This window comes from Pseudomonadota bacterium (assembly GCA_022572885.1).
Classification (GTDB): Bacteria; Pseudomonadota; Gammaproteobacteria; order Steroidobacterales; family MnTg04; genus MnTg04.
Genome location: JACZVC010000037.1, coordinates 1 through 26906, shown reverse-complemented (window position 1 = coordinate 26906; position 26906 = coordinate 1). Strand labels below are relative to the sequence as shown.

General features: G+C 57.6%; 24 protein-coding genes and 2 pseudogenes. 13 read left to right on the top strand and 13 right to left on the bottom strand.

Going from position 1 to position 26906, the window contains the following annotated elements:
* Positions 1-90 precede the first annotated feature (90 nt).
* Together IIA05_11890 and IIA05_11885 are read left to right on the top strand one after the other, a co-directional pair.
* Positions 91-513, top strand: a complete 423-nt coding sequence (locus IIA05_11890) for a DUF3619 family protein (GenBank protein MCH9027794.1) — start codon at positions 91-93, stop codon at positions 511-513.
* Positions 482-1174: a DUF3106 domain-containing protein gene (locus IIA05_11885; GenBank protein ID MCH9027793.1), complete on the top strand. Its 693-nt coding sequence runs from the start codon at positions 482-484 to the stop codon at positions 1172-1174. Before IIA05_11890 ends, IIA05_11885 begins: the two co-directional genes overlap by 32 nt.
* 176 nt (positions 1175-1350) lie before the next feature.
* Here IIA05_11885 and IIA05_11880 read toward each other — a convergent pair whose 3' ends face one another.
* A complete protein-coding gene (locus tag IIA05_11880) occupies positions 1351-2262 on the bottom strand; it encodes a hypothetical protein (protein ID MCH9027792.1) in 912 nt (303 codons plus the stop codon).
* Positions 2263-2504: 242 nt separating this feature from the next.
* Here IIA05_11880 and IIA05_11875 point away from each other — a divergent pair, with 242 nt between their 5' ends.
* Entirely contained in the window at positions 2505-2924 is a 420-nt protein-coding gene (locus IIA05_11875) for a hypothetical protein (protein ID MCH9027791.1), read from the top strand.
* A gap of 200 nt (positions 2925-3124) precedes the next feature.
* On the opposite strand, the gene IIA05_11870 is transcribed toward IIA05_11875, so the two are convergent.
* The 3 genes from IIA05_11870 to IIA05_11860 are packed head-to-tail and all read right to left on the bottom strand — an operon-like array spanning position 3125 to position 5957.
* The gene (locus IIA05_11870) at positions 3125-4519 is read right to left on the bottom strand and encodes an NAD(P)(+) transhydrogenase (Re/Si-specific) subunit beta (protein MCH9027790.1); all 1395 of its coding nucleotides are present in this window, start codon (positions 4517-4519) and stop codon (positions 3125-3127) included.
* On the bottom strand, positions 4519-4809 hold the full coding sequence (locus IIA05_11865; GenBank protein ID MCH9027789.1) for an NAD(P) transhydrogenase subunit alpha: 291 nt from the start codon (positions 4807-4809) through the stop codon (positions 4519-4521). The genes IIA05_11870 and IIA05_11865 overlap by 1 nt, the downstream gene beginning before the upstream one ends.
* Positions 4806-5957 (bottom strand): Re/Si-specific NAD(P)(+) transhydrogenase subunit alpha, encoded by a 1152-nt coding sequence (locus IIA05_11860; protein ID MCH9027788.1) that lies wholly within the window; start codon positions 5955-5957, stop codon positions 4806-4808. The genes IIA05_11865 and IIA05_11860 overlap by 4 nt, the downstream gene beginning before the upstream one ends.
* A 152-nt stretch (positions 5958-6109) precedes the next feature.
* Here IIA05_11860 and IIA05_11855 point away from each other — a divergent pair, with 152 nt between their 5' ends.
* The 4 genes and pseudogenes from IIA05_11855 (at position 6110) to acs (ending at position 10646) form a co-directional block, all read left to right on the top strand.
* Complete coding sequence (locus tag IIA05_11855) at positions 6110-6742, top strand: HNH endonuclease (GenBank protein ID MCH9027787.1); 633 nt, start codon at positions 6110-6112, stop codon at positions 6740-6742.
* A 60-nt stretch (positions 6743-6802) separates the two neighbouring features.
* Positions 6803-7702: pseudogene (locus tag IIA05_11850) on the top strand (hypothetical protein).
* Between the two features lie 15 nt (positions 7703-7717).
* Positions 7718-8605 carry a fructosamine kinase family protein gene (locus IIA05_11845; GenBank protein ID MCH9027786.1) on the top strand — a complete coding sequence of 296 codons (888 nt, stop codon included), beginning with the start codon at positions 7718-7720 and terminating at the stop codon, positions 8603-8605.
* Positions 8606-8681: 76 nt separating this feature from the next.
* Positions 8682-10646: an acetate--CoA ligase gene (acs, locus tag IIA05_11840; GenBank protein MCH9027785.1), complete on the top strand. Its 1965-nt coding sequence runs from the start codon at positions 8682-8684 to the stop codon at positions 10644-10646.
* Positions 10647-10662: 16 nt separating this feature from the next.
* Here the strand turns inward: acs and IIA05_11835 are convergent, their stop codons facing one another.
* Together IIA05_11835 and hemH are read right to left on the bottom strand one after the other, a co-directional pair.
* On the bottom strand, positions 10663-11382 hold the full coding sequence (locus IIA05_11835; protein ID MCH9027784.1) for a VOC family protein: 720 nt from the start codon (positions 11380-11382) through the stop codon (positions 10663-10665).
* Positions 11379-12407, bottom strand: a complete 1029-nt coding sequence (hemH, locus tag IIA05_11830; protein ID MCH9027783.1) for a ferrochelatase — start codon at positions 12405-12407, stop codon at positions 11379-11381. Before hemH ends, IIA05_11835 begins: the two co-directional genes overlap by 4 nt.
* A gap of 112 nt (positions 12408-12519) precedes the next feature.
* Here hemH and IIA05_11825 point away from each other — a divergent pair, with 112 nt between their 5' ends.
* From IIA05_11825 to IIA05_11805, 5 genes and pseudogenes are all read left to right on the top strand, one after another.
* Positions 12520-12966, top strand: coding sequence for a hypothetical protein (locus IIA05_11825; GenBank protein ID MCH9027782.1), 447 nt, complete (start codon positions 12520-12522; stop codon positions 12964-12966).
* Between the two features lie 4 nt (positions 12967-12970).
* Positions 12971-13408: pseudogene (locus IIA05_11820) on the top strand (PaaI family thioesterase).
* A 26-nt stretch (positions 13409-13434) separates the two neighbouring features.
* The gene (locus IIA05_11815) at positions 13435-14589 is read left to right on the top strand and encodes an SEL1-like repeat protein (protein MCH9027781.1); all 1155 of its coding nucleotides are present in this window, start codon (positions 13435-13437) and stop codon (positions 14587-14589) included.
* Between the two features lie 261 nt (positions 14590-14850).
* Entirely contained in the window at positions 14851-16179 is a 1329-nt protein-coding gene (locus IIA05_11810) for a DUF222 domain-containing protein (protein ID MCH9027780.1), read from the top strand.
* Positions 16180-16236: 57 nt separating this feature from the next.
* On the top strand, positions 16237-16896 hold the full coding sequence (locus tag IIA05_11805) for a class I SAM-dependent methyltransferase (GenBank protein ID MCH9027779.1): 660 nt from the start codon (positions 16237-16239) through the stop codon (positions 16894-16896).
* Positions 16897-16962: 66 nt separating this feature from the next.
* Here the strand turns inward: IIA05_11805 and IIA05_11800 are convergent, their stop codons facing one another.
* From IIA05_11800 to IIA05_11770, 7 genes are all read right to left on the bottom strand, one after another.
* The gene (locus IIA05_11800) at positions 16963-17382 is read right to left on the bottom strand and encodes a nuclear transport factor 2 family protein (protein ID MCH9027778.1); all 420 of its coding nucleotides are present in this window, start codon (positions 17380-17382) and stop codon (positions 16963-16965) included.
* Positions 17383-17540: 158 nt separating this feature from the next.
* Positions 17541-18269, bottom strand: coding sequence for a copper resistance protein B (locus IIA05_11795; protein MCH9027777.1), 729 nt, complete (start codon positions 18267-18269; stop codon positions 17541-17543).
* On the bottom strand, positions 18270-20129 hold the full coding sequence (locus tag IIA05_11790) for a copper resistance system multicopper oxidase (GenBank protein MCH9027776.1): 1860 nt from the start codon (positions 20127-20129) through the stop codon (positions 18270-18272). It abuts the gene before it with no gap.
* Between the two features lie 24 nt (positions 20130-20153).
* The gene (locus IIA05_11785) at positions 20154-20831 is read right to left on the bottom strand and encodes a cytochrome c (GenBank protein MCH9027775.1); all 678 of its coding nucleotides are present in this window, start codon (positions 20829-20831) and stop codon (positions 20154-20156) included.
* A gap of 7 nt (positions 20832-20838) precedes the next feature.
* Positions 20839-22992 (bottom strand): copper-translocating P-type ATPase, encoded by a 2154-nt coding sequence (locus IIA05_11780; protein ID MCH9027774.1) that lies wholly within the window; start codon positions 22990-22992, stop codon positions 20839-20841.
* Positions 22993-23063: 71 nt separating this feature from the next.
* A complete protein-coding gene (locus IIA05_11775) occupies positions 23064-26198 on the bottom strand; it encodes an efflux RND transporter permease subunit (protein ID MCH9027773.1) in 3135 nt (1044 codons plus the stop codon).
* The gene (locus tag IIA05_11770; protein ID MCH9027772.1) at positions 26191-26379 is read right to left on the bottom strand and encodes a hypothetical protein; all 189 of its coding nucleotides are present in this window, start codon (positions 26377-26379) and stop codon (positions 26191-26193) included. The genes IIA05_11775 and IIA05_11770 overlap by 8 nt, the downstream gene beginning before the upstream one ends.
* Here IIA05_11770 and IIA05_11765 point away from each other — a divergent pair.
* Positions 26374-26906, top strand: a 533-nt coding sequence (locus IIA05_11765) for a DUF1501 domain-containing protein (protein MCH9027771.1), incomplete at its 3' end; no start/stop codon positions are given. The two genes, IIA05_11770 and IIA05_11765, sit on opposite strands and share 6 nt — an antisense overlap.

Here is a 26906-nt window from a genome sequence, read left to right as displayed (position 1 = left end):
GGCGACCGCGATGGGCTGCAGCGCCGGTAGCGTTAAAACGCATTACTTCCGGGCGCTGAAAACGCTGCGTGAAGAACTTGGAGAGGCATGGTGAACGACGTCAAAGACGAGCAAAGCAAGTTTGAGCAACAAGCCCGCACCGCGCTGCGTAGTGGGGACGAACGGCTGGGCGAGGAATGGTTGTCCCGGCTGGCGCAGGCCCGTGAAAAAGCGCTGCTCGAAATGACCCATGCAAAGCGCAGGAACTGGCCGGCTGTCGCAGCGATAGCGGCCAGCCTCGTCGTCGCACTGGTCTGGTCCCGCTGGCCGCAGCCGGAAGTGCCTGACGCGGAAATGTTTGAAAGCATGGACTTGCTGGTGGCGTTAGAAAGCATCGAGTTTTACCAGGACCTGGAGTTCCTGGAATGGGCCGAACTGGAAGAGGAGCTCTTGCTCGACGAGCTGGATAACGAACAGAGTGAGACGACGGGGGGATTGATGGATGAACGTGCGCAGGCGAATGGGCGGGTTTAGCAAGGGATGCTTCCTGGCGGTGTTGCTGGCCCTGGCCTGCTTGCAGACTGCGCATGCCGACCCGGACAACGCCCGCTGGGATGAGTTGGCCCCGGAGCAACAGGAATTGTTGCAGCGCTTTGAAGGCGAGTGGGATTCGTTGCCGGCGGAACGCCGTAGACGCTTGTACGACGGGTCGAAGCGCTGGTCTCAGTTAACGCCCGAGCAGCGGGAAAATTCCAAAGAGCGCTTCCGGATGTTGCGAGACATGGCGCCAGGCGAGCGGCAACGTGCTCGGAAAAATCTGGAGCGATTCAAGAATATGCGGCCGGAGCAAAGGAAGGCTTTACGATACAGAATGCAAAGAAGTTCGCCCGAACAGCGTCGGCAGATGAGACAGCACATGCAGCGGATGGCTCCGGAAAAACGTGATCGATTGCGCCGGCAACATGATCGATTGCGTCAGCGAACGGAGCAAATGTCGCCGCTGCAACGCGAACGCATGAGACACCGCCGGCAGGATATGCGCGAGCGCATGGAGCAAATGACGCCCGAGCAACGTCAGCAGATGCGCAAGCGTATGCAAGGCATGAAACCCGAGGAACGCAGAAAAATGCGCGAAAATTTATCGCGGGAACGCGACGAAGAAGAAACCATGGCGCCAGCGGAAACTGACGAATAACTGTGTCGATCCAGACTCGACCTGACAGAGCATATCAGCCCTGCTGAGTTCGAGAGGTGGACAATACGGGCTTGACTCATCCGCCCGCCTTATCGCGGCAAGACCAGGCCGCAGATATGTACGCAATGCGTGTACTGGCCTTAACGCTTGCAAAAAGCACTACCAGTCAGGCAAGTTCAGAGCACGGTGATGTTGTCGATACCGCTGAAAACTAGCGCGCAGTAAATCGCCGCCAGGGCAGCGATGATCGACAAGATTCGCCAATCCGTCGCCGCATGAGTCTCCCTGGCGAGACGCAGAAGCTGCCAGAAGAGATAGCACTCCAGCGCAAAAGGCATGAAGCCAAGGTAGCCGGCCAACGGCATCTCGAACACTTTCCAGAAATCGAACAGCGGTATCGCGTAAATCCACTTCGCGCCCGACCAGTAGTTCCAGAATTCCCACAACACTCCGCACAGCAGTCCCGCCAGCATCAGCCGCAGCATGCGCGCATAGGAACCCTTGGCTGCCTGGCCCAGCAGCGAAGCGACACGGTCGCGCCGGTAGACCAATGGGTCGAGGATGAAAACGATCCCCACCCACAAGAGTGGGAAAAAGTACTGCGGCAGCAGTACGACCAGTGTCAGCATCAGCAGGCCAGCCAGCACACAGCCGTTCAGCAATCGCGGGGAAACCCGGATCACCGGTCCGGGCACACGCCGGACGAGTCCCAGGTTGCCGAGCAGCGTATCCACCTCGAGGATCGCCGGCAGCACGGTGGCGAAGGAGACCGCATAAGCCAGCCAGCGTAACCAGGTCAGTTCTATCACGCCGACGTAGAACCAATTGTGCAGCCAGAAATTCCAGATTTCGAAGAACAGCCACACGATTACGGAAAAGCCGGTCACCCACGCCAGTTGCTGGCTCGCGCCAAAAATCAGCGAATTGCCGCCGCGCTGAGCATTGATGACCCCGATGACCGCAATGAAGGTCCACCACGCAAACAGATAAAAGAAGTGCAGAAATGGTTCCACGCCCATCAACATCAGGACGAAGAAGACCACGTGAAGGGTAACGCCAAGCCAGATGAACAATGGTGCCCGTCGCATTGAAAAACGTACCGAGATTAAAAAAGCTCAGCCTCCGATTTGCCTGGAAAAGGGTCTGGTCTCATCTTAGCCTGAAGTCGACGCTGCAGGCGAAAATGCGGGCAACCCCGACAGGGCATTGCCAGCAAAGAGAGCAGACTATTCGCGGAGCAAAATCACGAAGCGGCTGCAAGCCAGGTCTAGGAAGGGCATCCATTTTGTTATACTTGGCGCTCTGTTGTTAATTGATGCAGGTGACCGACATGAGCAATAAATTCCTGGCCGTCTTGTTCGCGACGATGCTACCGGGCCTGTCCTTCGGACAAAGCCCCCAAGCCTACCAGTGTACTTATGGAGATCTGCAAAGGCGCGTCGAAATCTTCTACGAAGCGGGCGTGACCGTTCCTTGCGAGGTGCATTACTACAAGGATACCGAGGCGCCGGGTGAGCAGCAGGTGCTCTGGCGCGCCCTGAACGAAACTGGCTATTGTGAAAGGAAAACCGAAGAGCTGATCGCCAAGCTCCAGGGATGGGGTTGGACCTGCGGGCAGGCCGATGATGCGGGTCGGAAAGCCGAGCCGGAGCAGGCTGATGATCTGGGGCAGGGTAGCGAACCGGCGCAAGGCAACGACACAGAGGCGCTGAAACCTGCCGAAGAGAACGAGCCGAGCGATGAGGGATAGCGGGACATCGTACGGCGATTTGCCATTTTATACTATTGTTAATCGGTGGTTTTGAGGGCGAGCCCATCGTTAGGCAAACATCCGTTTATCGCCGCAATCGGACATTAAGCTGCGATCAAATTTGGCAATAACCGTCAGTTCGGGTCTGAGCCATCACAATTAGCAGTCCGATGGACTGTTAATTGCCATCGCGGGGTTGGCTAGAATGTCTTTACCGCCTGGATCAGCTCGCCAGTGGCGGCTTGCCCGTCGCCATATAGCATGCGCGTCTGGTCGAGGAAAAACAGCAGGTTTTCGATCCCGGAGAACCCCTTGCCCTGGCCGCGCTTGATCACGACGATATTTTTCGCTTTCTCCGCTTTCAGGATGGGCATGCCATAAATCGGGCTGGCCGGGTCGCTGTGCGCCGCGGGGTTCACGACATCGTTGGCGCCGATAACCAGCGCGACATCGGCGGTCCCGAACTCGGCATTGATCTCGTCCAGATCGAAAATCAGGTCGTATGGCACGCCGGCCTCGGCCAGCAATACGTTCATGTGCCCGGGCATGCGGCCGGCGACCGGGTGAATCGCGAATTTAACCTGGACATTTCTTTCCAGCAGGACCTGGGTCAGTTCCCAGACCTTGTGCTGCGCCTGGGCCACGGCCATGCCGTAACCGGGGATGATGATGACCTTGTCGGCGAATGCCATCATCACGCCGGCATCGTTGGCCTCGATCGGTTTCATGCTGCCCTGGACATCTGCGCCGCCGCCGGCGACGTCGGAATCGCCAAAGCCGCTGAACAGGACATTCGCCAGTGAGCGATTCATCGCCTTTGCCATCAGTTGTGTCAGCAGCGTGCCGGCAGCGCCGACGACTGTACCGGCGATAATCATCGCCGCGTTTTGCAGGACAAATCCTTCGAAGGCAACCGCCAGCCCGGTCAGTGCGTTATACAACGAAATAACGACCGGCATATCGGCGCCACCGATCGGCAAGGTTATGGTCAGGCCGAGCAACAATGCCAGGCCGAAAAACACGATGACGATCCCGATGCCGTCGGTGTGTCCGGTGACGATCATGCCGCCGGCGACCGCGGCGCTCAGCAGGATCAGCAGGTTGACTATTTGCTGGCCTTTGAACCGCAAAGGCTTGCGGATCAATCCTTGCAATTTGCCAAAGGCGATCAGGCTGCCCGAAAAGGATACCGAGCCGATCAGTGCACCCAGCACCGCCAGGGTAATAATAATGGCCCCGTGCTCGCGGCCGCCCAGCAGTTCGACCGCGGCGATCGCCGCGGCCGCGCCACCGCCCATGCCGTTGTACAGGGCGATCATTTGCGGCATGTTGGTCATCGCCACTTTCTTGCCGCTGATCCAGGCGGCCGCGCCGCCAACGCCGATGGCTGCGAGCATCAGCGGGAAATTGTGCATGTCCGGCCAGGTGAAAGTGATCAGCGTGGCAACCAGCATGCCGATGCCGGCCCAGATGATGCCGCGCCTGGCGGTGACCGGCGAACTCATTTGTTTCAGGCCGATGATAAAAAGTACGGCCGCGAGGAAATAACTGGCCTGGATCATCTTGTCAGCCAGTTCGGGGGACCAGGACAACATTATTTGTTCTCCCGGCTGCTTTTGAACATCTCGAGCATGCGTTCCGTCACCACGTAGCCGCCGGCCGCATTACCGGCCCCCAGGAACACGCCGATAAAACCAATGACTATTTCCAGCGTGGTTTCCGCACGCCCCATCGCCACCATCGCGCCAACCAGCACAATTCCGTGTATGAAGTTTGAACCGGACATCAGCGGCGTGTGCAAAATGGCCGGTACTTTTCCGATGATCTCGTAGCCGGTAAACGCCGCCAGCATGAAAATATACAGCGCGATAAATCCGTCAATCATTGCTTGTTCCCCTGTGTTGACCGGTCGGCCAGTTGCTCGCGGCTGGGTCCGTGAATGACTTCGCCATCGCGGGTCAGCAGGGCCCCCGCAAAGACCTCGTCTTCCCAGTCGATACTGAGTTCGCCATCGATAATCGCGGGACTGAGAAAGTTAAAAAGATTACGGGCGTACATTTCGCTCGCGTGATTCGCCAGGTCCGCGGCCAGGTTGACCGGCCCGACGATCCGTACGCCATCGTGTTCCACTGTTTCACCCGCCTTCGTCAACTCGCAGTTGCCGCCGGTCTCGGCGGCCAGATCGACGATAACGGCGCCGGGCTTCATGTTCGCAACCGCCGCCGCGCTGATAATGCGCGGAGCCGGCCGGCCGGGTATCGCCGCCGTTGTTATCACGACGTCCGCCAGGGCGATATGCTTCTCCAGCACCTCCTGCTGGGTCTTTTTCTCATCCTCGGTCAGTTCGCGCGCGTAACCGCCTTCGCCCTCGGCGCTGACACCGGTATCGACGAAGCGGGCGCCCAGCGATTCGATTTGCTCGCGCGTTGCGGAGCGCACGTCGTAACCTTCGACGACCGCCCCCAGCCTGCGTGCGGTCGCCAATGCCTGGAGACCGGCGACACCGGCGCCGATGACCAGTACTTTCGCAGGCCGGATAGTGCCGGCCGCCGTGGTCAGCATCGGGAAAAACTTGTCCAGCGTATTGGCCGCGATCAGCACTGCCTTGTAGCCGGCAATAGCCGCCTGTGAAGACAACGCATCCATGGACTGTGCCCGTGAAATTCTCGGGATCAACTCCATGGCAAACGCGGTCAGGCCTCGGTCGCGCAATGTCTGCAGCAATTCCTGCTCGCGAAACGGGGCGAGAAACCCGATCAGCACTTTGCCTTTTCCCAGCGCAGCGGCGACCTCGGCCGGCGGTGGCTGGACGGCCAGCAATACATCGCATTGTGCAAGGACTTCCTCGGCTGTGGCCAGCGCTGTGCAGTGGTCCGTATATTCATTATCCGGAATGCCGGCTTTGTCTCCGGCGTGTCTCTGGATAAGGATTTTCGCGCCCAGCGCAGAGAATTTCGCCGCTACTTCGGGAATCATCGCGACCCGTGTTTCCCCTGGCAGGGTTTCTTTGATTACTCCCAGTGCGAGCGCCATTCAAGTCTCCTGTTTTGGCCGGCCGGTCTGCGGGCAGACGACACAATAAGGGTTTTCCCCCCGCGTTTGAACCGCGGATTGCCGAAACGGGTTTTCATTTGCCGCCGGTTTCGGCAAGATGAGGCGGCAACAGATCATCGGGGTCCGCGCAAATGGCCGTATCGCTAAGCCAACAAGTCCTGCGCACCGATGTTTCCGGCATGCCGCTCGAGTGGGTGGACTACCGGGACGCAGTGCGTCTTTATCACTGCGGGCGTGTTTCATACGCCTGCGGCAGCCTCCTTTACACTCTGCGCGGCGGCATTTGCGCCCAGACCGGAAGACGCAGCCTGATCGATGTCAATTCCATCATCGCGACCCTGGGCAATACCCATATCATGGGAAAAGTGCGCGCTCACTATGTGCCGCCGTTGTCCAACCATGCGCTGTTTAGGCGCGACGCCGGGCTGTGCCTGTATTGCGGCAAGAGATTCAGTGACGGGAATTTGTCGCGCGATCACGTTACGCCGATGTGCCAGGGCGGCACGGAGTCCTGGACCAACGTGGTGACGGCGTGTCGCCGCTGTAACAATCACAAGGCCGACATGACTCCGGAGCAGGCAAGGATGCAGTTGCTGGCGATCCCCTTTACGCCGAACTACGCGGAGTACATCTATCTGAAGGGCCGCCTGGTGATGGCCGATCAGATGGAATACCTGCTGGCCCACTTCCCGCGCAGCAGCCCGCTGCATGCGCGGCTAAAGGATCACCTGGCGGAAAATGAACTCGCGGGCGTCCGGGCCTGAGCTGTGCCAGCCGGGTCTTCGTCTGCAAGAACGACCACCGCTCGTCCGCCCCTTCACCTGGTAGACGCCAGTATCTATATTTTTCGTGCGTGGTATTCGGTGTCACCGGAGAGCATGACCGATGGCAACGGCCAGCCAGTCAACGCGCTGTTCGGGTTTTCGAGGTTTCTCGGTGAGCTTTTGCGACTGGAAAAACCGGCTCATATCGGCATCGCCTTTGACGAGAGCCTCAGCAGTTCGTTTCGCAACGAGATCTACCCCGAATACAAGGCCAACCGGGAGCCCGCGCCGGAAGAGCTCAAAAACCAGTTTTCCCGGTGCAAGGCGGTTGCCCGGGCGATGGGGCTGCCGGTTTTTTCCAGCAATCGTTACGAGGCCGACGATATCATCGGCAGCCTAGCAGCCTGGTGGCGGGCAAGAGATGGCCGCTCGATATTCGTTACCCGCGACAAGGACCTGGCCCAATTGTTGCGGCCGGGCGACGAGTATTGGGATTTTGCCGGTCGCAGGAGATTGCAATACGAAGGCATCAAGGAATATTACGGCGTCCACCCGGAACAGATCGCCGATTTCCTCGCGTTGACCGGCGACAGCGTGGACAACATCCGCGGCGTCCCCGGCGTCGGCGCAAAAACCGCGGAAAAACTGTTGGGCAGGTTTGCCGACCTTGAGGCGCTGTATGCGGATCTCGACCAGGTGCAGGGCCTTTCGATCAGGGGCGCGGCGCGGATAGTGAAAGCGCTGGACGAAAACCGCGACGTTGCGTTTTTCGCACGGCGGCTGACCCGGATCGCCTGCGACATGGACCTGGCGCTCGATGATGACAGCCTGCGGCGGTTGGCGCCCGATACGGATGCCCTGGATGCGATCTATGCAGAAGCCGGTTTTGGCAAGGCGCTATCGAGCCAGGCGCGCAGGCTGGCGGACCAGTTTCCCGCCGCCGCAGCAAAACAACCCTGAGTCCGCGGGGCCAAGATGGCGCAAGATCATGGCAGCTTATTTGACCTGATCCGCTCTGCAACCGGTATCGGCATTTCTGAAAATACCGACCTGCACGCGGTCACCGGCGGCGATATTCATGCCAGCTATCGCCTTGAGACCGGTCGCGGTCCGCTTTTTCTCAAGCTGAACGATGCCCGGTCGCTGCCGATGTTCGCGGCGGAAGCGGATGGGCTGGAGGCGATCAGGCAAACCGAAACCATCAGGGTGCCCGAGGTGATCGCTTACGCCGGTGACGACTGGCTCAGTTTCCTGCTGCTCGAATGGCTGGAAATGTCGAGCGGCGGGCCGCGCGAGGATGGCGAACTCGGGCGCTGTTTGGCACGGCTCCACCGCTGCCAAGGGCGGGTCCATGGCTGGCCTGCGGACAACTTTATCGGCAGTACGCCGCAGATCAATACGCCGAACGAAGCCTGGACCGATTTTTACAGGCAGTGCCGTTTGCGGCCGCAGCTCGAAATGGCGGCCGGAAACGGTTTTGCCGGTCCCCTGCAGGATCTCGGCGACCGGTTGTGCGACAGGCTGGACCGCCTGCTCGAATCTCATCAACCACCCCCGTCGCTGCTGCATGGAGACCTGTGGGGGGGAAACCAGGCGGTGCTGGCCGACCGGCGGCCGGTGATTTTCGATCCCGCCGTTTATCATGGCGATCGCGAAACGGATCTCGCGATGACCCGCCTGTTTGGCGGTTTCGGCGAGTCTTTTTATTCAGCCTATGAAGAAGAATGGCCCTTGCCGGAGGGGGCCGGCACCCGGTGTCGCCTGTACCAGCTCTACCACTTGCTGAATCACCTGAACCTGTTTGGCGCTTCCTATCTGGAGCGGGTGATGGCCATTACGAGGAGCCTGCTGGAGGCGGCCTGACTCGACTATCCGGCCTGCCAACTGGCCCGCCGGATAGCGCAACGGTATGCTGCAAAAAAACCGGCAGGAGTCAGGCATGTCAAATCAGGATATTCAGTCTATTCTTCGCGAGGATCGGGAGTTTCCGCCTGCGGATTCATTTGTCAGCGAAGCGCGAATCGATGCGCAGCGCTATCAGGAATTATGCAAGCAGGCCGAGAGGGACCCGCAGGAATTCTGGGCGAACCTGGCGAGGGAACATCTGCACTGGCACAAGCCGTTCAAGATTGTCCTCGACGATAGCGATGCGCCGAACTATCGCTGGTTCTGTGATGGCGAGCTCAACGTTTCCCATAATTGCCTGGATGTACACCTGGCTGACCGCGGCGACAAAACCGCGATTATTTTCGAAGGCGAACCGGGTGATGTTCGCCGGCTCAGTTACCGTGATCTACACGCCGAGGTCTGCAGGTTTTCCAATGGCTTGAAGTCGCTGGGTATAGTCGCAGGCGACCGGGTCGTCATTTACATGCCGATGGTCCCGGAAGCGGTCGTCGCGATGCAGGCCTGCGCACGCATCGGCGCCATCCATTCGGTCGTATTCGGCGGTTTTTCGGCCAACTCGCTGCGAGACCGCATCGAAGATGCCGGTGCTCGCCTGGTAATTACCGCGGATGGCGGTCATCGCGGCGGCAAGGTAGTTCAACTCAAACAGGCTACCGACCAGGCGCTGGAAAGCGGTTGCGAGACCATTGAAAAAGTCATCGTCCTGCGGCGCAGCGGCGAGGATATCCCGATGAAAGATGGCCGCGATATATGGTGGCATCAGGCGATTGCCGGCCAAAGCGATCAATGCGAGCCGGCGTGGCTCAACGCGGAGCATCCGCTATTCCTTTTGTATACATCGGGATCGACCGGCAAGCCCAAAGGCATTCAGCACGCCTGCGGCGGCTACCTGCTAAACGCCAAACTGACCAACCTGTGGGTATTCGATCTGCAGGATCAGGACGTGTTCTGGTGCACGGCCGATGTGGGCTGGGTGACCGGCCATACCTACGTGGCCTATGGCCCGCTGGCTGCCGGTGCGACGATCGTCATGTACGAAGGCGCGCCCACGGTTCCCGATAGCGGCCGTTTCTGGAAAATCTGCGAGGATCACCAGGTCACGGTTTTTTATACCGCGCCGACGGCCATACGCGCACTGATGAAATTCGGCGACGATGTCCCCGCCGCTTACGACTTGTCCCGCCTCAGGTTGCTGGGGACGGTGGGAGAGCCGATCAACCCGGAAGCCTGGATGTGGTATCGCCGGGTAATCGGCCAGGAGAACTGTCCGATCGTCGACACTTGGTGGCAGACGGAGACCGGCGCAATCATGATTACACCGCTACCCGGGGTGACCGCGACCAAACCCGGTTCATGCACGCTTCCGCTGCCCGGAATCTTCGCCGATATCGTCGACCAGGACGGCAATACCGTGACCGACCCGGACAAGGGCGGTTTTCTGGTGATTCGCAAGCCCTGGCCGGGGATGCTCAGGACCATCTACGGAGACAACCAGCGTTACCTCGACACCTACTGGGAAAAATTCGACCGGCGTTTTTACATCGCCGGTGACAGCGCGCGCCGCGACAAGGACGGTTATTTCTGGATCATGGGGCGCATCGATGACGTACTCAACGTGGCCGGCCATCGGCTCGGCACGATGGAAGTCGAGTCGGCGCTGGTCGCTCACGAGCGCGTGGTCGAGGCGGCTGTGGTGGGTCGCCCGCACGACATCAAGGGCGAGTCGATCTTCGCCTATGTCGTGTTGCAGGGGGAACGGCCGGTCGGCGATGAAGCGCTGAATCTGGCCAAGGAATTACGTGACTGGGTCGGCAAGGAAATCGGCCCGATTGCGCGGCCGGACGATATCCGCTTTGCCGATAATTTGCCAAAGACGCGATCGGGGAAAATCATGCGCCGACTGCTGCGGACGATCGCGAAAGGCGAGGAGATTACCGAGGATATTTCGACGCTGGAAAATCAGGCGATCCTCGATCAGCTGCGCGGAGGAAGCTGATACTGGCGTCTATAAATCAGTACTCGCCGGTCAATAACTGCAACACCAGGCCTTCCGGTGACCGCAGGACTGCGTTTTCATCCGCAGGTTCGCGGCCCGGCACGTCCCGGTTCACTTCGAGGCCAGCCGACTCGAGTCTTGCGATCCGTACGGCCATATCGGGCTCGACGAAGGTCAGCGCCGGCGCCCGGAATCCGGGGGAACGGCAAAAACCCAGGTTGATCAGTTCGCTGGTCAGCGTCGCCGATGGAAAAGGTTGGTCCCCCCGATGGGTCGTTACAAAACCCAGCGGCTCCCAGAATACGATCGCGGTTTCGATATTCCGGCTGGGAATCGTGTACTCAGAAAAATGGCCGCACCGGCTTTCTTCGGCTGCAGTCAACGGCAGCGGAGAAAATGTTCGTGCTTCAAGCAGCGTGACCATCTGGCCGTCCGGGTCGAGAAAACCGGCTTCGTTGAATTGTTCGTCAGCCGTTTTCTCGAATTCGAAGTGGACGCCGTGGGCCCTGAGCGCCTCCAGGTGGGCGGCCAGTTCGGGGCGTACGAAGGTCAGCGAGGGGGAAGCGAATTCATATTCGTGCAGACCGAGGAAGAGTCGTCCGTCGGTGATGACAACGTAACGGTGCGACCAGGCGTCGCCGGTCTCAGCCTGGGCGAAACCGAGGCGTTGGTAAAACTCCAGTGATTCCTGGATATTTGGCGTGCAAACGCTAATTTCGAGAAATCGACCAATCATACCGGTCCCGGCGCAGACTCCGCGGCCGTCGATTCCAGCCAGTCCTGCGCGTATTCGCGCAGCAATTGCGCCATGAAGCGAATGTGATCGGGCCGCACGTTCAGGGCGGGTATATAGGTGAGCGAACCGCCGCCGGCTTTTTTGTATATCTCGGTATTGGTGAGCGCGATTTCTTCCAGGGTTTCCAGGCAATCGGCGGAGAAACCCGGGCAGACGACGTCAACGGAGCGGCAACCCCGCCGCGCGAGCGTCTGCAGCGTTGCAAATGTGTACGGCGTGAGCCACTCCTCCCGGCCGACCCGCGACTGGTAACTCAGGGTCCAGTCCTTTGCCTCAAGGCCCAGTTGGTCGACCAGCAGCGCCGCGGTTATTTCGCATTGTTCCTCGTAGGGGTCGCCGTTGGCGATATAGCGCTTTGGCAGCCCGTGAAAGGATAGCAGCAGATGCTCCGACCGGCCCGCCGATTGCCAATGCTCGTTTAGGCTAGCGGTCAACGCGGAAATAAAGGCGGGATGATCATGGTAGTCGGTAATCCGGCGTATCTCTGGCGGAGATTCCTGGCCATCCAGGATTTCATCAATTCGTTTGAAAGTCGTCGTGGCCGTGGTATGGGAAAACTGCGGATAAAGCGGCAGAACCAGCAAACGCTCGATCTGCATCTTGCGAAGTTCGCCAAGCGCATCATCGAGCGATGGCCGGCCATAGCGCATTCCGAGCACGACCGGTATTTGCATCCCTGATTCGTCCCTGAGCAAGGCTTGCAGAGCAGCTTGCTGATCCTGCGAATTGGCGAGCAACGGCGAGCCGCGATCGGTCCACACGCGCCGGTAATTGGCCGCCGTTTTCCATGGGCGCAGATTCAGGATTATGCCATGGAGTATCGGCAGCCAGATTGGCCGAGGCGTATCGATAACCAGCGGGTCGCCAAGAAATTCCGCGAGATAGCGACGCACCGACCAAAATGTCGGCGCGTCCGGCGTGCCGAGGTTGACCAGCAAAATGCCTGTTCTCGATGCGTACTGCATTGTCGTATAGATCCACTTGCATGCTGTTGCCGGAACGGTTGCCACCATACCGGATGGCTCGCGATCAGGCCAGCGACTGTGACTGTGCTAAATTCATGATGAGGTGAATGAAATGGAAGACCCCAACAATACCGGTATCGAACGTAGTCGTTCCGAGCTGGCCCGGGATGCGTTTCTTTTGCAGGGCAAATTACTGATCGATGGGCTTCGCGACCTGGTGCTGGTGCCGGTCTCGATCGTCGCGGCGCTGATCGACCTGGCATCGGGCGAACAACCGGCCGGCCGGCGTTTCTATAGCGTCGTGCAACTGGGCCGCCGCTCGGAGCACTGGATAAACCTGTTCGGTGCGGCCGACCGCTCGCCCCATGAAGATCGATGGGGCAGCGGCGAGGAAAGCGGCCGGCTGGATGATCTGGTGGAACAGGTCGAGAAAGTCGTGAAAGACCAATATGCAAAAGGTGGCGTTACCGGCTCCGCGATGAACGCCCTGAACAAGGCGCTCGACGTGTTGAACGAAAATGTAGCCAGGAGACAAAGAAAGAATGCCGGCGGTGACTGAGCCGATTGCCAGGAATCCGGAATACCGGCAAATGACAGAGCAGGTTTTTCTCGCCGCGCCTTTTGTGCAATCGCTGTGAATCGAGTTGCTCGACCTTGGCCCGGGCTGGTGCCGGACGCGTATGAAAATCACCGAAGGTCACTGCTAGCAGCATGGCTATGTCCATGCCGGCGCGCAAGCGACATTGGCGGACCACACCGGAGGCGCGGCGGCAGGCACACTGGTCGCAGCCGACGAAAATGTCTTGTCGGTTGAATTCAAAATCAATTTACTCCGGCCGGCCGATTGCGAGGAATTGTTTTGCGAGGGCAGGGTGATGAAACCAGGCAATCGGTTTTCTGTCGTTGAATCCTGGGTATGGGCGGATGCGTTCGAAGGCGACCGCCTGGTTTCGAAAGCGCAATTGACAATGGCGGTTATTTCGGCAATGGCGCGTAACTGAATCGCATTAAGGAAGTATGAAGCGTTATGAGAGTTTTAATTGCACTTCTCCTCCTGGCTGTTTGCGCTGCAACGCACGCTTCTGTAGAGGATGCACTGATAAAGGTTGGGATCTACGAAGAGGGATTACAATTTCAGGAGATTCTTGATGTTCTTGAGCCCTTCAAGGATTCGGGTAACGCCGATGTTGAGTTTTACCTCGCCTTTGCACATTTCAACCTGAGCATCTCGGGATCGGATTCTGAAAGTATTGAGCAGATTGATATGTCTCAGGCGATACTGTGGGCGCGAAAGGCAGTCGGTGATGGATCGACGGAGGCACTGAATCTCCTATCGATAATATACGGGAATGGTTTCGGTGTCCCCCGAGATAATGCCAAGTCGCTTGAATATCTCGAGCGGGGAGTCGCTGCTGGAGGTCGTGGAGCAATACTAAACATGGCGATTGCGCTATACGATGACGGAGACACAGAGGAGGAAAAATCTCGTGCCTGCGGTTATTTCGATGACGTAGCCAATCGCGATGATTCGGATGTCATTACCGGCTATTACCTGGGCGTAATAATGTTTCGTGGCGATTGCAATCAAGTTGAGAATAAAGAAGCAGGATTGGAATTGATTCAGTTAGCCGCTGAGAGTGGTGTTACCAAAGCTGAGCGAGACATGGGTCGAATTTACGAATACGGACTGACCGTCGAGGCCGACATTGTAGAGGCATTGAAATGGTATGAACTTGCAGCCGAGCATGGTGAAGCGAGGTCCCAATGGCGCGTTGGAATGGCGTACCTACATGGTGAGGCTCGCGAGTCAAATTCTGAACGTGCTATCGAATATTTCCGTAAATCAGCGAACAATGGCTATGTTGCGGCCATTGTTAGCATGGGGGTCATGTACGCTTCGGGTGACGGAGTGGAACAAGATTTCGTCAGAGCACGTGAATTTTATCAACAAGCGGCTGATCACGAGAGCCCGACTGCGATGAAAAACCTGGCCGTCATGTATGCAAATGGAGAGGATGTGGATGTGGATCTGATTCAAGCCCTGGTCCTTACAAAGCAGGCGCAGGCACTTGGAGCCCCCGAAGCCGAATCGTTGCGAGAATGGCTATTGCCGCGCCTCACGGCAAGCGATCGAGAAATCGCCAAGCGTAGATTTAGCGAATGGTCAAAGCAAAGGAATTAAAATTGTTGTTGGTCGTTTAACTATTGAGATATCGAAATTCCACTCCGATACCTTTGTTTTCTGTTGCGGCGATTCGGTAGAAAACATCACTTATTTTATTGTTGGGGCAGGTTACGCCAAGGAGGGGTGGAGGGCAATCTGCAGCCCATTTACAAGCCCGGTTTCTGGGCAAATCAAGACGATTAAAGCTTTATTTTTCAGTAAGATAAGCCTATACTACTGGGATTAAGAACAGCATCGATTCGGACCCAGGAGGCAGCCATGTATCTCAGCTTAAGCCAGCGACTACAGAACCAACGACACCGCAAAGACCTCGGCGCCGAGATCACCAAACTGTGTGGCTATCTGTATGCCGCCGAGTACCGGCTGCTGACGCTGATCCGCGAATTCGATAAAGCCAATGGCTGGCATGAAGAAGGTTTGTATTCATGCGCCCACTGGCTGAACTGGCAATGCGGCATCGGCATGAACGCAGCCCGAGAGAAAGTCCGGGTGGCCCATTGCCTGGCAGATTTACCGAAAATCAGCGCCGCCTTGGAAAAAGGCGAGATCAGCTATTCGAAGGTTCGGGCCATGACCCGGGTCGCAAATTCTGAGAACGAAGTTTTTCTGCTGATGATCGCCAGGCACGGCACCGCCAGCCACATGGAAAGACTGATCGCCAAGACCCGCTGGGTCAAAAGACTGCAAGACGCCCAAAACGCCAACCAACAGCACGAACATCGTGAAGTGACTTTTGCCTACGATGAAGACGGTGCGCTGGTGATTCGTGCCCGATTACCGGCCGAACAAGGCGCGCTGGTGCTCAAAGCCCTGGAAATGGCGATGGACCGGGCCAAGGCCGAAAGAAAAGAACCCGCTGTTTCCGCGGAAACATGCAACGACCCCAATCCTAAAGCAAGGGTCCCCTTCAGCGTCCACCGGGCCGATGCCATGATCGAACTGGCCGAGACTTATTTAAGCCATGGCGCCAAGACCTCAGCCACCGCCGACCGTTACCAGGTCGTGGTCCATGTTTCCGCGGAAACACTTAAAGACGGCAGCGGCGAGATCTGCGAACTCGAACACGGCCCCAATGTTTCCGCGGAAACATCGAGACGCATCGCCTGTGACAGCAGTGTGGTCAAGCTTTTCGAGGACGAAACCGGCGAACCGATCAATATTGGCCGCAAATCCCGGGTGATTCCACCGGCCATGCGCCGGATATTGAAAGCCAGGGACAAAGGCTGCCGTTTTCCCGGCTGCACCCATCAATATTTCATCGATGGTCACCACATCAAGCACTGGGCCGCCGGTGGTGAAACCAGTATCAACAACCTGGTACAGCTTTGCCGCTATCACCATCGCTTGGTGCACGAAGGCGGCTTTGGCTGCGAGAAGACCGCCGACGGACGCATTGTTTTCAAAAACAAAGATGGCAAAGCCATCCACCGTGCCGAATATCATCCCCCGATCCCGCCAAACACCGACGCGGTGGACTTGCTGCGCCAGGAAATCCCCGGGATCGAGATCGATGCCAAAACCTGCGTGACCCGGTGGGAAGGCGAGAAGATGGATTACAGTGTGGCGGTCGAGGCGTTGATGAAGTAAGGGTTGACTTCTGTCGACCAGCAAACGGCTGCAATGGCACATAGCAGGTAGGATATTTTGAGCGAAGAAAATTCACCGGACAAATTTGTGCCTGCGCTGGGTTTTTCCTGGCTGACACGGATTTACGATCCTGTCGTTCGTCTCACGACCAGGGAGCAAAGGTTCAAAAGTGAACTACTTGCCCAGGCGGGTCTGGCGGCGCCCATGGAAGTCCTTGACCTGGCATGCGGTACGGGCACTCTGGCGATTCGGGCGAAACAACAACAACCCGGCTGCGAAATCACCGGTATCGACGCCGACGACCGGATATTGAAAATCGCCCGCGGCAAGGCGAAAAAGGAAGGGCAGGCGATCGATTTCCAACAGGGTTTTTCCACCGAGCTGCCGTTTCCCGATCAACATTTTGATCGCGTTTTGTCCAGCCTGTTTTTTCACCATCTGCTGCCGGACGCGAAGCAACTGACTTTTCGGGAGGTCCACCGCGTTTTGAAATCGAGCGGACAACTGCATATCGCCGATTGGGGCAAGCCCGGCTGGGTCCTGATGCGCGGGCTGTTTTATTTTATCCAGCTTCTGGATGGTTTCGACAATACGCGTGACAACGTTGAGGGCCGTTTGCCGGAGCTGATGCGGCAGGCGGGGTTCCGGAACGTGACGACCGGTCGTGAATTCTCGACCATGTTCGGCACCATGACCCTGTATAGCGGGCAAAAATAGTTTCCGCCGCCTTGGGCCGGCGTCAGCAACGCTGCTTTCACATAGGTCTTTGTCGGTCAGGTTTGTCTAGTCTGACTTTACCGGACGCGATGAGCTATGTGTATGAATAATCAGCCATTTTCCGTTCACGCGCCGGAACAAAAATGTCTGATAGCCGCGATTGTGTATCACTCGCTGGTCACGCTTTACCGTCGCTTTGACTTCGACATTGGCGATGGCCCACGCGAAATCGCCTTCGAAATGAGTTTCGACATCTGAAAAATTCAACTCAAGGCTATCGAGAGCGTCACCTTCGGGTTCCACATGATGCTCGATCAAGTCTGTGAGGCCGGCATTCTGCCCGCCAGATTCAATGTAACGAGCACCTTCGAAATCCAGAAAATGCTCCCAAAACGGCTTTCCATCCGCCTGCTCCCAGCCTTTTTCCACCGCATCGATAATCGCGATAAGCGCCGCTGAATCGTCCTCTTGCGCCTTTGCATTCAGCGAAAAAGAAGAAAGACCGAAAAGTGCAATGATCGCGAAACAGTTGATACAAGTTCGAATATTCAATGATGTCTCCAGTTTCAGTTTGGTTTGCCGTCCCATTCCATGTCAGGTCGGGAATGTGTCATCAAAAAAAGCCGCATCGATTCGATTAATTTCTAGAACCACGCACGAAGTCCAATCACCAACTGTGCTTCAGAGGTGCTTTCGCCGGCGATTCTCGCGAAATCGGCCGTATTGCCAAACAATCTCGACCAGTTGATGCCTATATATGGAGCAAACTCCCGGCGAATCTCGTAGCGCAACCGCAGGCCGGCCTCTATGTCTGACAGACCCGAACCGACACCTGCGATCGAATCGTTTTTGCCATACAAACTGATCTCGATATCTGGTGTGAGAATGAGGCGCTGCGTAAGAAGCAGTTCGTATTCTGCCTCAAATCGAAACGCCGTGCGTCCCGCTTCACCAATAAATAAACCTGCATCGATATCGAAAAAGTATGGGGCCAGCCCCTTGACTCCAATGACCGCCCAACTTCGGCTGGGCGAAGGCTCGAAATCGTAGCGCACGCCAAGCTGAAAATCCCAATACCTGTCTATAGCCTTGCTGTACAGGAATTGCAACTCGGCGTCCTCAGTATTGCCCGCGGTACGTTCGCCTTCTGTCTTGAACCAGAACTTGTTGAGGTCTTTACCCAGCCAGCCTTCCACATCCCAGGAAAAAGTATCGTCGCCGGTTGCATCACGCATCTCCACTTGATCAAGGATGACCGTTAGCAAAAGCGGATCATCTATGGCGTCGGCTGTGGCATCGTCCGCAGCGGACAGCCAGATCGCTGCGGCCAGGATGGTCGTGATTGTGAATTCGCGCGCTTTTCGACTAATCATCTAACTCACCCGCACTTCGCGAAACATGCCAGGCATGTGATAAATCAGATGGCAATGAAAAGCCCATCCGCCTATCGCATCGGCGGTCACCAGAAAACTGATCTTGGACCCAGGCTGTACGATTACCGTGTGCTTGCGTGGTATGAAATCAGGCTCGCCTGTTTCCAGGTCGCTCCACATCCCATGCAAATGAATCGGGTGCGTCATCATCGTGTCGTTAACCAGGTTTATCCGAACACGCTCGCCGTAGCTAAGCCGGAGTAGTTCCGCATCGGCAAACTTGATGCCGTTGATGGACCACATATACCGACTCATATTGCCCGTGAGATGCAACTCGATTTCACGGCCAGGGTCCCTGGGGTCGCGTGTTCGCTCAAGGCCCCGAATATCCGCGTACGTCAATACGCGTCTGCCGTAAAGACTCTGGTGGTCGCGCAGCCCAATACCCGGGTCGGACAGACCGTCTTGCGGCGTTTGCGCACGCATATCGACATTGGGCCCGAATTCTGAGGCAATATGCGTGATCTCGCGCTTGCTGCCGTATCCAGCGGGGTCAGGCGCCTGGTTGCCCTTTTGCGGCACTACCTGCATGCCGCTCATATCGTGCTTGCTGTGATCCATGCCGCTCATTCCCGGCATTTTGCTCATGTCGTGCTGGCTGTGATCCATGCCGGACATGCTGCTCATGTCGTGCTGGCCGTGATCCATGCCGCCCATGCCCATATCTCTGTGACCCAAAAGGGCCGGTGGATCCATTGACGGCACGCCGGCTGCCCAATCGGCGTGCGGACTCAGTATTCCCCTTGCATAACCGGTCCTGTCGATACTCTGCGCGAAAATCGTATAAGCGCTGTCGGCGTTGGGTTCGACAACTACGTCATAAGTTTCCGCAACGGCGATGCGAAATTCATCGATCGATACCGGTTCGATGTTCTGGCCATCGGCGGCGACCACCTTCATTTTCAGCCCGGGGATTCGCACATCGAAAATCGTCATAGCGGCGGCATTGACAAAACGAAGCCGGACTTTCTCACCATGTTCAAACAGGCCGAGCCAGCCATCTTCCGGCGTAGCGCCGTTCATCAGAAAGGTATAGGTATATCCGGTTACATCCGACAGGTCGCGGTCGCTCATCCGCATCTGGTTCCACATCGCGCGGTCACGCCGGGTCTGGGCCAAACCCTTTTCTTTGATGTCTCGCCACAAATCGCCAACAGTTCGCTCACGAAAATTGTAGTAATCGCTTTGTTTCTTCAATTTGGCGTAGATTCTTTCGGGGTTCTCATCGCTCCAGTCGGAAAGCACAACCACGTAGTCTCGGTCATAGGCGACAGGGTCCGCGCGCTTCGGTTCGATAACGATGGCGCCATACATGCCGGTTTGTTCCTGAAAACGCGAATGGCTGTGATACCAAAAAGTACCGTTTTGCCGCACATCGAAATGGTACGTAAAGGTTTCTCCAGGTTTGATACCGTCGAAACTGATGCCGGGCACGCCGTCCATATTTGCCGGAAGAATGATCCCGTGCCAATGGATGGACGAGTCCTGCGCCAGGTGGTTCGTTACGCGCAGCGTCACGCGGTCACCCTCGCGCCAGCGCAGGATCGGCCCGGGTACAGAGCCGTTGAATGTAGTTGCGGGCCGTTCCCTGCCGGTGTAATTGACCGTCTTGTAGCCAATATCGATGTCAAAACTCGTGCCGCGCAGATTAGGAACCGGCTGTCGGGTCGAGGTGGCCGCAAACAAGGACCTTGTCGGTAGCCCAAGACCCAGCAATGCGGCACCCGAAGCCGCGCCGGTCACAAACCTGCGCCGCGAAATGAGCGCCCCCGGTAAAACGATTCGCTTTTCGCCAGTCATAATATTTTCTCGAGTTGCGTCCTGTCAGTGTTCGTGGGTGCCGTGGTCGTGCTGTTCCGGCTGCGCAGCTGATTCTTCGTGATCCGCCGGTTGATCGTGATCGGCGGACCCCGAATGTTCGTTGGCGGCGTCTTTGCTGTCCTGACCGTCGTGAGAATGCGCTCCTGCCGACGCATCATCGGCGTGATGGCCCATTCCGGTGGCGCCGACCAACATCGCGTCGTAGGCATCCGAATCCAATTCCGGCAATGTAACCAGGAACGCGATTACAGGCCACAGCTCGTCATCCCCGTGCGTCTTGCCCCAGGCGGGCATCCCGGTCATCTTGATGCCATTCTTCGTTACCCAGAACAGTTCGGCGGCAGTCATTTCTTTCGCCGATTCAGCAAGGTCCGGTGCCGGCGGATTCAGGCCCAGGCCCATCGCCTCTGGATCCCGGCCCGGCGCACCATGACAAGCTGCGCACATGGAATCGAAATCACCAATACCCGCGAGTGCCAGCGTATCGTCTTTGTGCCTGGGAACCTCGATTCCTTGGGCGCGGCGTTCAATCGAGGCATGCGATGTCGTCGATAACAGCCAGGTAACAAGACCGCTGTGAGGCGAACTCGCGCTTACATTGTAGAGCCCGGAATATGCGAAGCCTGTGATGGCGAGTGCGCCAACAACGAGCGTGATAACGAGAATCGTAATAATTTTCATGGTTTCCTCACTTGATACTGAAATGTCGAAGACGCAGCGCGTTGGCAATCACGGACACCGAGCTGAACGACATCGCCGCCGCCGCGATCATCGGACTGAGCAGCAGTCCAAATACGGGGTACAAAAGGCCTGCTGCAACCGGAATGCCCAGTGCGTTGTAGGCAAATGCAAAGAAAAGGTTTTGCCGGATGTTCTTCATCGTGGCGCGACTCAGCGCCCGCGCCGTCGCGATGCCGCGCAGGTCGCCCTTCACCAGGGTCACCGCGGCGCTCTCCATGGCCACGTCCGTACCGGTCCCCATCGCGATGCCTACTTGCGCCTGCGCCAATGCCGGGGCGTCGTTCACCCCGTCACCTGCCATGGCGACGATGTGGCCGTCAGCCTGGAGTTCTTTTACCACAGTCACTTTCTGATCGGGCAACACATCGGCAATTACCCGCTCCAATCCCAATCTTTGAGCGACCGCGTTCGCCGTTTTTTCATTATCGCCCGTCAACATGACGATCGATACCTTCTCGTCATGAAGTTGCCGGATCGCATCGTGAGTGGATGCTTTGATAGGGTCTGCGACGCTAATGACACCGGCGATCGAATCATCGACGATCACAAACATAGCGGTTTCTCCCTGCGCCCGACGCTCATCAGCGCGCCGCGCCAGGTCGCCTGGGTCAACGCCGCGATCGCTCAACAATGCGGCGTTGCCAATTGCGGTCAGGTGTCCGTCAACGGTACCCAGGACACCTTTACCGGTGAGGGATTGAAAATCCTGGACGCCCGTCAGCTCGATACCCTGTTTTTCAGCATAGGCGACAATAGCCTCGGACAAGGGATGTTCGCTGCCCCGCCCAAGGCTGGCAGCGAGTCCAAGCACGGACGCTTCTTCCCACCCGTCCGCGCACAGCACGGTTGCCACTTCCGGTTTGCCGACGGTTAAAGTACCGGTCTTGTCGACGACGAGCGTGTCGACATCGCGCATGAGTTCGATCGCCTCGGCATTTTTGAACAACACGCCCATACTTGCCCCGCGACCGGTCGCCACCATGATGGAGATTGGCGTCGCTAGGCCCAGGGCACAGGGACAGGCAATGATCAGCACCGCGATCGCGTTGATAAGCGCATAGCTCATGCTCGGGGCCGGGCCCCAAATGGCCCACACGACGAAGGTGGCTATCGAAACGACAATGACGAACGGCACGAAATAACCCGCGACGGTATCGGCCAGTTTCTGAATGGGTGCGCGGCTGCGCTGTGCCTCTGCCACCATTTGCACAATCCGCGAAAGCAAGGTATCGGCGCCGACTTTTTCGGCCCGCATCACCAGGGTGCCCGTTCCATTAACGGTGCCGCCCACTACCTTGTCGTTGGCCTGTTTTTCGACCGGCATCGGTTCACCGGTCACCATGGACTCATCGACCGAGCTGTGACCTTCGATCACAATGCCATCGACCGGCACTTTTTCGCCTGGGCGAATGCGCAGGCGATCGCCCGGTTGAATCACCTCTATCGGCACGTCCTCCTCGTCGCCCGACTCCGACACTAGCCGCGCGGTCTTTGGCGTCAGACCGAGCAGGGCCTTGATCGCCGCACCGGTTTGACTGCGAGCTCGTAGCTCCAGGACCTGGCCCAGCAAGACCAGGGTCACGATGACCGCCGCCGCTTCGAAATACACCGCGACGTGACCGGAATTATCGCGAAACGCGGGCGGAAACAGATCCGGCAACAGGACGGCAACAACGCTATAGACATAGGCGACGCCGACGCCCAGGCCGATCAACGTGAACATATTGAGATGACGAGTCACGATCGATCGCCAAGCACGTACAAAAAACGGCCACGCCCCCCACAACACCACCGGGCTGGTCAAAAGCAGTTCGATCCACGGACGAATCGAGATGGCAAGGATCGCGCTCACGGGTTTTCCAGGAAGCAAGTCGCCCATGGCGATGAAAAAGACCGGGACGGTGAATAACAGGCTCACCCAGAACCGCCGGGTCATATCGATCAGTTCGCTGTTGTCGTCTTCCTCCTCGGTAACGACTACCGGCTCCAGCGCCATGCCACAAATCGGACAGTCGCCAGGCTTGTCCCGAATGATTTCCGGATGCATGGGGCAGGTGTATTGCCGAGCCGGAGTGGCTACGATGACGCGCTCCAATGCCATACCACAGCTTGGACAATCGCCCGCGTTATCGGACTCGGCCTCGGGATGCATCGGGCACGACCACGCCGCGCTCATGGCTTAACTCCCCGAAGTTCCGAACGCTCGCGCCAAATCAAAAACACAGCGGGGATCACTATAAGGGTCAGAATTGTGGCGCTGACCATGCCGCCCACCATGGGTGCCGCGATGCGCCGCATGACTTCCGAACCGGTGCCGCCACCGAGCATGATCGGCAGCAGGCCGGCGATGATCGCAGCTACGGTCATTGCAATGGGCCTAACCCTGAGTAACGCACCTTCAATCACCGCTTCACGGACATGTGCGCGGGTCAGCGATATACCCGTTTGCTTTAGTTCCTCGCGTTTGTGCGCCAGCGCCTGGTTAAGGTATACCAGCATGATAACGCCGATCTCGACAGCGACGCCGGCGAGCGCGATAAAACCGACGCCAACGGCGACGGACAGTCGGTAATCGAGGAGCCAGAGCATCCAGATGCCGCCGATCAGGGCCATCGGCAAGGTCCCGAGGATCATGACCACTTCGCGCATATTCCTGAAGTTCAGGAACAGCAGCAAAACGATAATCAGCAAGGTCACCGGCCCGACGATCGAAAGACGCTCCTTTGCCCTGACCATGTACTCGTATTGACCCGACCAGGCCAGCGAATAGCCGGCGGGCAATTCGACCTGTTCCGCGACGACTCGCTGGGCCTCGGCGACATAGGAGCCCAGATCGCGATCGCGGATATCCACATAGGTCCAGCCGTTCAGGCGGGCGTCTTCGCTTTTTATCAGCGGTGGGCCGTCGACGACGTTCACGTCGGCGACATCCGCAAGCGCGATCCGGTCACCGCGCGGGGTGACGATTGGCAATAATCTCAACTGTTCCACCGAGTTTCTGAATCTTTGCGGATAGCGCAGGTTGACCGGATAGCGCTCCCGGCCCTCGACCGTTTGGGTGACGTTCATGCCACCGACAGCGGTACGGATCACGTCCTGGATGTCATTGATATTCAGGCCATAGCGTGCGGCTTGTCGCCGGTTTATGTCGACATCCACATAGCGGCCGCCTGCGACCCGTTCTGAATATGCCGAGGCCGTGCCCTCGACATTTTCCAGCGCTTGTTCGATTTGTTTGCCGATGTCCTGAATGACTCGCAGGTCGGGCCCGGCCACCTTGATGCCGACCGGTGTCTTGATGCCGGTGGCCAGCATGTCGATGCGTGTCTTGATCGGCATGACCCAGGCGTTGGTGAGCCCGGGCAATTTCACGATTCGATCCAGTTCATCACGAATCTTTTCGCTGGTCATCCCCGGCCGCCACTGGTCCCTCGGTTTTAACTGGATGATCGTTTCAATCATCGTCAGCGGGGCGGGGTCGGTTGCCGTCTCGGCGCGGCCGATTTTGCCGAACACGCTTTTGACTTCCGGCAGGGTGGCGATCAGCTTGTCGGTTTGTTGCAGCAGTTCTCTTGCCTTGCCGATGGAAATGCCCGGGTAGGTGGTGGGCATATACATGATGTCGCCTTCATCCAGTGGCGGCATGAACTCGGAACCGAGCTTGTTGGCCGGCCACAACCCAACCAGTACAACCAGCAAGCTGGCCAGCAGGATGCTTTTCGGCCGGTTGATGACCAGGTTGATCAATGGCCGGTAGGCGGCGATCAGGATCCGGTTGACCGGATTTTTCATCTCCGGCGTGATGCGGCCGCGGATGAAATATCCCATCAGGACGGGCACCAGCGTGATCGAAAGGATGGCCGCTGCCGCCATCGAATAGGTCTTGGTATAGGCAAGCGGCGAGAACAGGCGTCCTTCCTGGGCCTGCAAGGTGAATATCGGCAAAAAACTCAGGGTTATGATCAGCAGCGAGAAAAACAGCGGCGGTCCGACTTCGGTCGCCGCCCGGGTAATCACCTGCCAGCGGTTCTGGTCATTGATCGGGCTTCTCTCGATATGTCTGTGAACATTTTCGATCATGACGATGGCGGCATCCACCATGGCGCCAATCGCAATCGCAATACCGCCCAGCGACATGATGTTTGCATTAAGCCCCTGCGCATACATGATGACTAGAGCGGCCAAAATCCCCAGCGGAAGGCTGATAAGCACCACCAGGGATGACCGGATATGAAACAGGAACACCAGGCATACCAGCACGACGACCAGGAATTCCTGAGCCAGTTTGTGCTGTAGCGTCTCGACGGCCCTGCCGATCAGGGCTGAGCGGTCATAAGTTACTACGATTTCCACGCCCTCGGGAAGGCTTCTTTGCAGTTCCGCCAAGCGCTTCTTGACACCTTCAATGGTGGTACGTGCATTTTCGCCGAATCGCATGACGATAATACCGCCAACGACCTCACCCTCCCCGTTTAATTCCGCAATACCCCGCCGCAATTGTGGCCCCAACCTGATTTCGGCCACATCCTCCAGTCTGATCGGGGTGCCGGTCTTGTTCATGCCCAGCGGAATGGCCCGGAGATCTTCAATTGACTGGATATAACCGGTCGCGCGAACCATGTACTCCGCTTCACCCATTTCGATTACGGAACCACCCACTTCGCGATTTCCCCGTTGTATCGCTGAGCGAATTTTGGCCAGGGGCAGGTCATAAGCCCGCAGCGCATCCGGGTTCACGACCACCTGGTATTGACGAACCATACCGCCGATGGTTGCCACTTCTGCAACGCCCGGCACGGTTTGTAATTCGAACTTCAAAAACCAGTTCTGAATGGATGTGAGCTGCGCCAGGTCATGCGTTCCGGTGCGATCTACCAAGGCGTATTCATACACCCAGCCCACTCCGGTGGCATCCGGACCGAGGGCCGGCTTCGCCGATGGCGGTAACTGGCCCGATACCTGGTTCAGGTACTCCAACACTCTCGAGCGGGCCCAGTACAAGTCAGTCCCGTCTTCGAAAATCACGTAGACGAAAGAATCTCCGAAGAAAGAGTAGCCACGTACGGTTGACGCGCCTGGGACGGACAGCATGGCCGTAGTCAGGGGATAAGTCACCTGGTCTTCCACCACCTGGGGCGCCTGCCCCGGAAACGGCGTCTTGATAATGACCTGAACATCCGACAGATCAGGCAGCGCATCAACCGGAGTTTTAAACAGGACCTGAATGCCCGTCGCTGCGAGAATCGCGCTCCCCAACAACACCAGGAACCGGTTCGTAATCGACCAGCGGATAATTCGTTCAATCATGGTCGTGGGAATTATTTTCCGCCGTCTCCGGCGTCGAATCCAGTCTTCTGATGCTTCCCACCAGGCTGGCTTCTGAATCAAGCAGGAACTGAGCCGAAGTCACAATCTTGTCGCCCTCCTCGATGCCAGCGATAATTTCGACCCACTCACCGCTCTCCATACCCGTCATGACTTCATGCACGCGGAACTTTCCGTCGCCCGTTTGAACGACCGAACACGGTTGCTGGCCGATCTGGATCGCATCCGCCGCGACGTCGACGCGACCGGCATGATGAGCGCTCTGGACAGCTTTACGCAACAGGCGGTTAACATTTTGACGTCGGGTCGGCTGGCGGACGCACTCGATTTGGACAAGGAAGACCCGCGGACGCTCGCCCGCTACACGCTGCCAATTTCGCAACAGGGTGGCGAACGGTTCGTAACTGCCGACGGACCTTTGGCGACCCACAAGTTTTTGCTCGCCCGGCGTTTGATTGAGGTTGGCGTTCGCGTGGTCAGTATTTCGATCAGCGATTTCGACACGCACAAAAACAACTTCACACGCATGCGGCAAGTGCTGCCGATTGTCGATTTCGGCCTGCACGCGCTCGTCACCGACCTGGAAGAACGCGGAATGCTGGACGACGTGACCATTGTGGCGTGGGGGGAATTCGGCCGCACCCCGCGGATCAACAAAAACGGCGGCCGCGATCACTGGCCCCGCGTCGG

Excerpts from the sequence above, each read along its gene's own strand:
- IIA05_11885 (MCH9027793.1), top strand. The coding sequence starts at position 482 with ATGAACGTGCGCAGGCGAATGGGCGGGTTTAGCAAGGGATGCTTCCTG.
- IIA05_11880 (MCH9027792.1), bottom strand. The coding sequence starts at position 2,262 with ATGCGACGGGCACCATTGTTCATCTGGCTTGGCGTTACCCTTCACGTG.
- IIA05_11875 (MCH9027791.1), top strand. The coding sequence starts at position 2,505 with ATGAGCAATAAATTCCTGGCCGTCTTGTTCGCGACGATGCTACCGGGC.
- IIA05_11870 (MCH9027790.1), bottom strand. The coding sequence starts at position 4,519 with ATGTTGTCCTGGTCCCCCGAACTGGCTGACAAGATGATCCAGGCCAGT.
- IIA05_11865 (MCH9027789.1), bottom strand. The coding sequence starts at position 4,809 with ATGATTGACGGATTTATCGCGCTGTATATTTTCATGCTGGCGGCGTTT.
- IIA05_11860 (MCH9027788.1), bottom strand. The coding sequence starts at position 5,957 with ATGGCGCTCGCACTGGGAGTAATCAAAGAAACCCTGCCAGGGGAAACA.
- IIA05_11855 (MCH9027787.1), top strand. The coding sequence starts at position 6,110 with ATGGCCGTATCGCTAAGCCAACAAGTCCTGCGCACCGATGTTTCCGGC.
- IIA05_11845 (MCH9027786.1), top strand. The coding sequence starts at position 7,718 with ATGGCGCAAGATCATGGCAGCTTATTTGACCTGATCCGCTCTGCAACC.
- acs (MCH9027785.1), top strand. The coding sequence starts at position 8,682 with ATGTCAAATCAGGATATTCAGTCTATTCTTCGCGAGGATCGGGAGTTT.
- IIA05_11835 (MCH9027784.1), bottom strand. The coding sequence starts at position 11,382 with ATGATTGGTCGATTTCTCGAAATTAGCGTTTGCACGCCAAATATCCAG.
- hemH (MCH9027783.1), bottom strand. The coding sequence starts at position 12,407 with ATGCAGTACGCATCGAGAACAGGCATTTTGCTGGTCAACCTCGGCACG.
- IIA05_11825 (MCH9027782.1), top strand. The coding sequence starts at position 12,520 with ATGGAAGACCCCAACAATACCGGTATCGAACGTAGTCGTTCCGAGCTG.
- IIA05_11815 (MCH9027781.1), top strand. The coding sequence starts at position 13,435 with ATGAGAGTTTTAATTGCACTTCTCCTCCTGGCTGTTTGCGCTGCAACG.
- IIA05_11810 (MCH9027780.1), top strand. The coding sequence starts at position 14,851 with ATGTATCTCAGCTTAAGCCAGCGACTACAGAACCAACGACACCGCAAA.
- IIA05_11795 (MCH9027777.1), bottom strand. The coding sequence starts at position 18,269 with ATGATTAGTCGAAAAGCGCGCGAATTCACAATCACGACCATCCTGGCC.
- IIA05_11790 (MCH9027776.1), bottom strand. The coding sequence starts at position 20,129 with ATGACTGGCGAAAAGCGAATCGTTTTACCGGGGGCGCTCATTTCGCGG.
- IIA05_11785 (MCH9027775.1), bottom strand. The coding sequence starts at position 20,831 with ATGAAAATTATTACGATTCTCGTTATCACGCTCGTTGTTGGCGCACTC.
- IIA05_11780 (MCH9027774.1), bottom strand. The coding sequence starts at position 22,992 with ATGGCATTGGAGCGCGTCATCGTAGCCACTCCGGCTCGGCAATACACC.
- IIA05_11775 (MCH9027773.1), bottom strand. The coding sequence starts at position 26,198 with ATGATTGAACGAATTATCCGCTGGTCGATTACGAACCGGTTCCTGGTG.